The organism is Methylobacterium sp. J-001 (assembly GCF_022829565.1).
Taxonomy (GTDB): Bacteria; Pseudomonadota; Alphaproteobacteria; order Rhizobiales; family Beijerinckiaceae; genus Methylobacterium.
Window position 1 is genome coordinate 1 of the sequence record NZ_JAKSYN010000061.1, and the last position, 531, is coordinate 531.

Genomic DNA, 531 nt, shown 5'->3' on the forward strand with positions numbered 1-531 from the left:
GCGGCAACCGCAACCAGGGCGCCCTCGTCGTCAACGCCGCCAACCTCGTCCCGGTCGCCTACAGCGCCATCGGTCGCCGCGACGACGAGTTCGCCGTCGTCCGCGCCGGCCTGAACTACAAGTTCGGCTCGTACTAAGACCCACAGGCGCGCCCGGCCTCCGGGCCGGGCGTGGTTGTTTGGATATCAAGCCGACCAAGCCTCAGACGCATCCGCGTCTGGGGTTTTTGCTTGTGGGCGGCTCGATCGCTCCGCCGGACCGGGCGGCACGGTCGAGCCGGTCTCGCCCCGCGGATGCTGCCGCCCTCAGTGCCGGTAGCGTTCGGCCAGGGCCATGAGGGCCTGGGCGAGTTCGGTGAGGTTGGCCGAGGCGGTCTCGACCTCGCGGGTCCCGGCCGCCGTCTGCTGGCTGGCCTGGCGGATGTTCTGCAGCGCGCCCATCACCTGCTCGATCCCGAGCTGCTGCTGGTTGGTCGAGGCCACGATCTGCTGGAACGTCTGGACGTTCTCCTCCACCCGCGCCGTGATCTCC

2 pseudogenes are annotated in these 531 nt (G+C 69.9%); one reads left to right on the top strand and one right to left on the bottom strand.

The features are described 5' to 3' along the window. Positions 1–137 (top strand): annotated as a pseudogene (locus tag MKK65_RS06705) (porin family protein); the annotation flags it as partial. Positions 138–305: 168 nt separating this feature from the next. On the opposite strand, the pseudogene MKK65_RS06710 reads toward MKK65_RS06705, so the two are convergent. Further along, positions 306–531: pseudogene (locus tag MKK65_RS06710) on the bottom strand (chemotaxis protein); the annotation flags it as partial.